Source organism: Lactococcus cremoris subsp. cremoris NBRC 100676 (assembly GCF_001591705.1).
In the GTDB taxonomy this organism is placed as follows: Bacteria; Bacillota; Bacilli; order Lactobacillales; family Streptococcaceae; genus Lactococcus; species Lactococcus cremoris.
This window is the reverse complement of the sequence record NZ_BCVK01000083.1, coordinates 1-7,920: the sequence shown is the minus strand read 5'-3', so window position 1 is coordinate 7,920 and position 7,920 is coordinate 1. Positions and strand designations below refer to the sequence as shown.

Annotated in this window: 6 protein-coding genes; 5 read left to right on the top strand and 1 reads right to left on the bottom strand. The window is 35.7% G+C overall.

The window, feature by feature from the left end; translation table 11 throughout:
* Positions 1 to 1,195 (bottom strand): cation diffusion facilitator family transporter (locus LLA01S_RS11395; RefSeq protein WP_061778336.1); only part of this gene is annotated, 1,195 nt, incomplete at its 3' end.
* Between the two features lie 275 nt (positions 1,196 to 1,470).
* On the opposite strand from LLA01S_RS11395, the gene LLA01S_RS11390 reads away from it, so the two are divergent.
* The 5 genes from LLA01S_RS11390 (at position 1,471) to LLA01S_RS11370 (ending at position 7,563) form a co-directional block, all read left to right on the top strand.
* Positions 1,471 to 1,821 (top strand): PadR family transcriptional regulator, encoded by a 351-nt coding sequence (locus LLA01S_RS11390; protein ID WP_011675362.1) that lies wholly within the window; start codon positions 1,471 to 1,473, stop codon positions 1,819 to 1,821.
* Between the two features lie 319 nt (positions 1,822 to 2,140).
* Entirely contained in the window at positions 2,141 to 3,862 is a 1,722-nt protein-coding gene (gene lmrC / locus LLA01S_RS11385; protein ID WP_081106900.1) for a multidrug efflux ABC transporter LmrCD subunit C, read from the top strand.
* Between the two features lie 3 nt (positions 3,863 to 3,865).
* Positions 3,866 to 5,860, top strand: coding sequence for a multidrug efflux ABC transporter LmrCD subunit D (gene lmrD, locus LLA01S_RS11380; RefSeq protein WP_081106899.1), 1,995 nt, complete (start codon positions 3,866 to 3,868; stop codon positions 5,858 to 5,860).
* Positions 5,861 to 6,033: 173 nt separating this feature from the next.
* The gene (gene murA, locus LLA01S_RS11375) at positions 6,034 to 7,299 is read left to right on the top strand and encodes a UDP-N-acetylglucosamine 1-carboxyvinyltransferase (RefSeq protein ID WP_061778334.1); all 1,266 of its coding nucleotides are present in this window, start codon (positions 6,034 to 6,036) and stop codon (positions 7,297 to 7,299) included.
* 45 nt (positions 7,300 to 7,344) lie between these two features.
* Entirely contained in the window at positions 7,345 to 7,563 is a 219-nt protein-coding gene (locus LLA01S_RS11370) for a YdbC family protein (protein WP_003131683.1), read from the top strand.
* Positions 7,564 to 7,920: the final 357 nt, after the last annotated feature.

Sequence of the window (7,920 nt, the reverse complement as noted above, 5' to 3'; positions counted from 1 at the left end):
AATTTTGCTCATTTTGCCAGTAGTCATAAGTTAAAATAAATGTTTTTTTACTGACTTGTGAAGCTTTATAATGATTTATGGCCAAAGGAATTACTGACCGACTAGATAGGAGATTTCCAGATTCATTATTTTTACTGACAGAATTTTTGTCAGTAATTTGTCCGAAAGTATTCAATTTTTCACTGGCATTTATCATTCTTCCATCAGCAAGAATTTCCTGATACTTTTCATCAGTCAATTTTGGCAAATTTTGATGATTCAAAAATTGTTCTTCTTTTGCTAAAAGCTCAAGTGAACGGCTAGCATAGTGTTCTTCCTCAGGTAAAGCAGCAGGTTCGACGTGAACATCAACATCATAGACCCCAAAACCATCAATCAACATTTTTTCAATAGATTCTGTCGCTTCATGACTTTCATAAACACTTAAATCAGGAGACATTTCAACCACAACGTCAAGAAAAATGTTGCTTCCATACGAACGACCGCGAACGAGTTTAACGCCTTTAACTTTTGGAGCTAAACAGATAGCCTCTCTATATTTCTTAACAAGATTTTCATCAAAGCCATCAGAAAGACTAAAAACTGATTCGTGGAAAATATCATAAGCAGTTTTTAAAATAAAACCACAAATAATGATTGCCATAGCAGTATCGAGCCACTCCCAGCCAATGCTACTTGCTAAAATAGCGACCACAGTTCCAATAGAAGTTACCGCATCAGAAAGATTGTCCTTACTTGCTGCAGAGAGAGCCTGAGAGTTCGTTTTTTTAGCCAAATCACGATTATAAAGATAAACTCCGAGCATGACAAAGGCAGAAAATAAACCAACAAGCGCTCCTAGTGGATCAATGGTTTCTTCTTTTCCGGATAGTAGAGTCATCACGGTTTCACGTAAGACCTCAAAACCAACGAAGAACATGATAAAACTAGAAATTAAACTCGCAATAGATTCAATTTTCCAGTGACCGTAGACATGGTCACTATCTGCTGGAATTCGAGCAATTCGAAGTCCAATTAAGATTGCGATATTTCCCATAATATCAGTCACATTATTAAAACCATTGGCTTGAAGAGCGCTAGAGTGAACAATTGTCGCAAAAGCAATTTGTCCGATAGACAAAACAATATAAGCGAGAATAGAAACCCAAACTCCTTTTTCAGCGAGTTTCAGATTGTTTGTACTTGAAGCTGCCATATAAATCCTCCCAAAATTACATCATTCCATTATAACAAAAAATTCAAGGAAAGTTGGCTTCCAGCACTAAAAAAACCTTTTATAATAAGGCCTCTTAAAATAGAATTAAAAAAGAAGGATGGACTAATTTCTTAAAAACGGAGATGATTTTTTCTTATCTTATATAGTAGAAAGTCGTCAAAAATAAAATATTATATAAATAGTTTAAGTACCTTGACTTACATAGTAATGTGAAGTATAATATACTTTGTTTAAAATGATAGAAAGGAAAAAGAATGGCAGAAATACCAAAAGAAATGTTACGAGCCCAAACCAATGTAATTTTGCTCAATGTCCTAAAACAAGGAGATAATTATGTTTATGGTATTATAAAAGAAGTCAAGGAAGCCTCGAATGGAGAAATGGAACTTAATGAAGCCACGCTCTATACGATCTTTAAAAGACTTGAAAAGGATGGGATTATCAGTTCTTATTGGGGAGATGAAAGTCAAGGCGGGCGTCGCAAGTATTACCGACTGACAGAGATTGGTCATGAAAATATGCGACTTGCCTTTGAATCTTGGTCAAGAGTCGATAAAATTATTGAAAATTTAGAAGCAAATAAGAAGAGTGAAGCGATTAAATAAATTCACGATTCATTCCTAACTTTAAATTCTAAATTTATAAAAACATAAGAAGATATAAATAAGGTCGCAAATCGTTGACTTAAACTTTAAAAAGCGTTACAATATTTTTGTTAGTTTACCATTTATGAAACTAACTATTGTAATCTTTAACAGCATTAACAATTAATGCTTGTTTACTAAAAAAATAATGTTATAATTATCTTCTCAAAAAATTTATTGAAATTATTTTGAAGTAAAATGAAATTGAAAATTCAATTTAATGTAAAGTAGTTTACATTATTTAACTCTAGAAAGGAATTTTATGATTTTCAAATCAATCATGAAGCATAAATGGGTTGCCTTATTCTCAATCTTTTCAACCTTTGTTTATGCAGGAGTACAGCTTTACCAGCCCCAAATCATGAAACGAATTATGACAGTAATGTCATCAACAACTTATAGCCGTCATGAGATGGCTGACAAAGTTTCAGTATATGGAGTTGAGTTGCTGATTGTTGCAGGGATAGGGATTCTCTTTGCTATCTTCAGTACCCTTTCAGCAGCACGTATTGCTCAAGAAATTGGGGCGGACGTTCGTGAAGCAACTTACAAAAAAATTAACACATTCTCTTATGAAAATGTCGAAAAATTCAATGCCGGAAACCTTGTTGTCCGTATGACCAATGACGTTACACAAGTGCAAAACTTGATGATGATGGTCTTCCAAATTTTGATGCGGATTCCAGTCCTTCTGATTGGTGCGGTTATTCTATCAATTACAACTCTTCCAAAACTTTGGTGGATTACTGTTCTTTTAATCGTCTTAATCCTTGTGGTTACAGCTGTATTGATGGGACGCATGGGTCCTCACTTTATGGCCTTCCAAAAATTGATGGACCGTATTAATGCCATTGCTAAACAAAACTTACGTGGCGCACGTGTCGTTAAATCTTTCGTTCAAGAAAAAAATCAAATCAAAGAATTTGATGAAACTTCTGACGAACTTTACGACCATAACTGGGCAGTAGGGAAACTCTTTTCAGCAATGATTCCACTCTTTACCGTTATTGCTCAAGGAGCGATTTGGCTTGCAATCTACTTCGTTTCAACTTTTGTAACAGATTCACCAACCGTTGCCCAAGATAGCATTGGTGGGATTGCCACATTCATGACTTACATGGGAATGATTATGTTTGCCATCATCATGGGTGGTATGATTTCAATGTTTGCTTCACGTGGTATGGTCTCAATCGGTCGTATCAATGAAGTACTGAAAACAGACCCAGCTATGAAATTTGACGAAAATGCGAAAGATGAAGAACTTTCTGGTTCTGTTAAATTTGACCATGTTTCATTCTCATATCCTAATGATGAAGAACCAACACTCAAAGATATTAGCTTTGAAGTAGAAGCTGGTCAAATGGTCGGGATTGTCGGAGCGACTGGTGCTGGTAAATCCACTTTAGCACAACTCATTCCAAGACTCTTTGACCCAACAGAAGGGACTGTTTCAGTTGGTGGAAAAGACCTTAAAACAGTTAGCCGTGGAACTTTGAAGAGAAATATTTCTATCGTTCTTCAAAAAGCTATTCTTTTCTCTGGTACAATTGCTGGAAACATCAAACAAGGTAAATCTGATGCAACCGATGAAGAAATGACTCGTGCCGCACAAATTGCCCAAGCGGCTGAATTTATCACGACAAAAGACGGACAATATGAATCAGAAGTTGAAGAACGTGGGAATAATTTCTCAGGTGGTCAAAAACAAAGATTGTCTATCACACGTGGGGTTGTTAAAAATCCAAATGTCTTGATTTTAGATGATTCAACGTCGGCACTTGATGCTAAATCTGAAAAACTTGTTCAAGAAGCCTTGAATAAAGAACTTAAAGAAACAACAACTATTATTATTGCTCAAAAGATTTCATCAGTAGTTCATGCAGATAATATTTTGGTTCTTGATCAAGGAAAACTTGTTGGCCAAGGAACTCACCAAGAATTAGTTGCCGAAAATAAAATTTACCAAGAAATCTACGATACACAGAAAGCACAGGAGGACTAAGACATGGAAAATACCAAATCAACAAGAAAAATGTCTGACACCACACGTGCCATCCGATTTTTTTACCTCTATCTCAAAAGATATAAACTCCAATTTGCTGTGATTATGATTTTCATCGTCGCAGCAACATGGTTGCAGGTAATTGCACCCTCACTCTTAGGGGATGCAATTACAAATCTTGGGGTTTATGTTAAAGACTTCTTTACACATCAACATGCTGGACAATCACAAGATGCATTACAACAGATTGCTCAACAATTAAGCCAACAAATGCACCAAACCGTAGATTGGCACAATGTTCCCGAAGTCGTTAAAACATTACCACAAGCAGTTCAGGACCAAATTACAGCTCATCTTCCTAAAGGAACAACTTTAGAAACACTCAAAACAGTGGCAACTTCACATGCTGCTAGCACTTCTACATTCATGAAAGGAATGTGGCAATTGCTTGCAGTCTATGTAGCAACAGGTGTGTCAATGTTGATTTATACCTTGCTCTTTAGCCGTATCGTTGCTCATTCAACAAATCGCATGCGTAAGGGTTTGTTTGGTAAACTTGAACGTTTGACAATTTCATATTTTGACCGTCATCAAGATGGAGATATCCTTGCTCGTTTCACCTCTGACTTGGATAACATTCAAAATACATTGAACCAAGCACTCGTTTCAGTGATTTCAAATGCTGCCGTTTTTGTCGGAGTAATCATCCAAATCTTCCTTAAAGATGTAACTTTTGCTTGGTTGACAGTGGCGGCTTCACCAGTTGCCATTTTATCTGCAGTTATCATTATTCGTCAATCGAAAAAAGCAACAGATAAACAACAAGAAGAAGTTTCACAACTCAATGCCTATATGGATGAAAAAATCTCTGGGCAAAAAGCAATTATCGTTGAAGGTTTACAAGAAGATTCTATTGATGGTTTCTTGAAACATAACGAAAATGTTAAAAAACGTACTTTTGCTGCTCAAGCATGGTCTGGTATGATTTTCCCATTGATGAATGGTTTCCAACTTTTGTCAATTGCCATCGTTATCTTTGGTGGTACAGCCTATGTTCTCAACAACGATAGTATGTCAATCACTACAGGTTTGGGTCTCTTAGTTGCCTTTGTTCAATATGTTCAAAGTTACTACAACCCAATCATGCAAATTTCATCAAACTTTGGTCAACTTCAGCTTGCCATTACAGGTGCAACTCGTCTGAATGTTATGTTTGATGAACCAGAAGAAGTTCGTCCTGAAAATGGTAAGAAATTTGACACGATTAAAGATGGTATTCAAATCGAAAATCTTGATTTTGAATATCTTCCAGGTAAACCAGTCCTCAAAAAAGTTAATATTGATGTTAAAAAAGGACAAATGGTTGCCCTCGTTGGTCCAACTGGTTCAGGTAAAACAACTGTCATGAACTTGATGAACCGTTTCTATGATGTCAATGGTGGAGCAATCAAGTTTGATGGAACAGATATTCGTGAATTTGATTTAGATAGTTTACGTTCAAATGTTGGGATTGTACTTCAAGAGTCTGTACTCTTTGATGGAACAATTGCCGATAACATCAAGTTTGGTAAACCAAATGCCACTCAAGAAGAAATTGAAACAGTTGCGAAGACAACACATATACATGAATTTATCGAAAGCTTGCCTGACAAGTATGAAACACACGTTTCTGATGATGAATCAGTCTTCTCAGTTGGTCAAAAACAACAAATCTCTATTGCACGTACTATTTTGACAAATCCAGAACTTTTGATTTTGGACGAAGCAACATCGAACGTGGATACCGTAACAGAAGAACAAATTCAATGGGCAATGGAAGCAGCCATTGCTGGACGAACTTCATTCGTTATTGCTCACCGTTTGAAAACAATTCTTAATGCAGATAAGATTGTTGTTCTTAAAGATGGTGAGGTCATTGAAGAAGGAAATCATCATGAACTCGTTGCTCAAGGTGGATTCTACTCTGAACTTTATCATAATCAATTCGTTTTTGAATAAGAAAAACTTGTTTGAATAAAAGAAATAAAAACTACAGCTAATTTTTTAGTTGTAGTTTTTATTTAGAAAAAAAGTCTATGAAAAACTACTATAAAATGTTAAAATAGAGAGCGGTTCTTAAAAAAATAATTTTTTTAAGACAATAAAAATGTGAAAAGTGATTTTGAAATAATATGAAAAAAATAGTAATTAATGGTGGGAAGCGTATCTCTGGAACAATTCCAATTTCTGGAGCAAAAAATTCAGTGGTTGCTTTAATTCCTGCAACCATTCTAGCTAACGATATTGTTACTCTGGAAGGAGTTCCAGATATTTCTGATGTCGCAAGTTTAGTCGAAATTATGGAAATCACGGGAGCAAAAATTGAGCGAAATCTTGAAGAAGGTCGACTTGTGATTGATACACGTAGTGTCGTTTCACGTCCTCTGCCTTATGGAAAGATTAATTCTTTGCGTGCTTCTTATTATTTTAATGGTGCACTTTTGGGTCGTTTTGGACAAGCGACAGTTGGCTTGCCTGGAGGCTGTGATTTAGGTCCTCGTCTAACCGATTTACATGATAAAGCCTTTAAAGCTTTAGGGGCTAAGAAGATTCAAGAAGAAGAAGCTGAGCACTTAGAAGTGATTGGTGATTCATTAGTTGGAACAACCATTTATATGGACGTTGTTTCCGTTGGAGCAACCATCAATACGATGCTTGCTGCTAGTCGTGCAAAAGGTGTAACTGTAATTGAAAATGCTGCACGTGAGCCTGAAATTATTGATGTGGCAACCCTTCTTAATAACATGGGGGCAAAAGTTCGTGGTGCAAGAACAGATATTATCCGTATCACTGGGATAGATGAAATGCACGGAGCTCAACATACGGTAATTCCTGACCGAATTGAGGCTGGAACTTACCTTGCTTTAGCTGCTGCGATGGGCGATGGGGTTATTATTGAAAATGTCATCTATGAACATTTGGAATCTTTCATTGCTAAACTTGAAGAAATGGGCGTACGTTTGACGATTCGTGAAGACAGCATTGAAGTTCATAAATCTGAAAATTTAAAATCAGTTAATATTACCTCTGTTCCTTACCCAGGATTTGCGACTGATTTGCAACAACCAATTACGCCACTGTTGTTAAAAGCAAAAGGTCGTGGTTCGATTGTTGATACGATTTATCAAAAACGTGTTAACCACGTACCTGAATTAGCGCGTATGGGTGCTAATATTTCTGTTTTGGATGATAGAATTATTTATGACGCTCCGAATGAGTTAACTGGAAGCTGTGTTCAAGCAACAGATTTACGTGCTGGTGCGGCTCTGGTTACTGCTGGAATTATTGCCAGTGGAACTACAAAAATTTCTAATATTGAGTTTATCCTACGAGGCTATGATCATATCATTGAAAAATTGACTGCTGTTGGTGTAGATATTCAATTGATTGAAGAGTGACAAAATAGATTTATTTGCGTATATACTAATGAGAAAGGATATAAGATGGCTGATAAATTAAAGTTTGAAATCATTGAAGAACTTATCGTTCTCTCTGAAAATGCAAAAGGTTGGCGCAAAGAACTCAATCGTGTTTCTTGGAATGATGCAGAACCTAAATACGATATCCGTACTTGGTCACCTGACCATGAAAAAATGGGTAAAGGAATCACTTTATCCGAAGAAGAATTTGGCGTCCTCTTAAAAGAATTGGGCAATAAATAAAATTTAAAAAAAATCCTGAGTGTTCAGGATTTTTTTATTACTTGAAACCATATTTCAATAGAATGGTGATAGGATATTTGCTGAAAATAAATGTTTTGTATTTTAAGGCTATTGTTTTTATGGTAGGTAGAGTTGTATAATTACATTAAGAAGTTTCAATTAAGTGAAAATTCAGACAGATACAGAAAGAAGGGGAGTCCAATGCAGGAAAAAGAGGTTTAAGCTAATTATTAATAGAAAGGAGAAAAGAGATGGACGAAAAAATTTTTGAAGACATTATGTCAGATATTATTGTTGTTAGTGCAGAAGGAAGTGAAGTTAATATTTGTGTCATTGCAAAATAGAGTATTAATAGAG

What these genes read in the sequence shown, in the direction of transcription:
- murA (WP_061778334.1), top strand. Translation starts at nt 6,034, where the DNA reads ATGAAAAAAATAGTAATTAATGGTGGGAAGCGTATCTCTGGAACAATT.
- lmrC (WP_081106900.1), top strand. Translation starts at nt 2,141, where the DNA reads ATGAAGCATAAATGGGTTGCCTTATTCTCAATCTTTTCAACCTTTGTT.
- lmrD (WP_081106899.1), top strand. Translation starts at nt 3,866, where the DNA reads ATGGAAAATACCAAATCAACAAGAAAAATGTCTGACACCACACGTGCC.
- LLA01S_RS11370 (WP_003131683.1), top strand. Translation starts at nt 7,345, where the DNA reads ATGGCTGATAAATTAAAGTTTGAAATCATTGAAGAACTTATCGTTCTC.
- LLA01S_RS11390 (WP_011675362.1), top strand. Translation starts at nt 1,471, where the DNA reads ATGGCAGAAATACCAAAAGAAATGTTACGAGCCCAAACCAATGTAATT.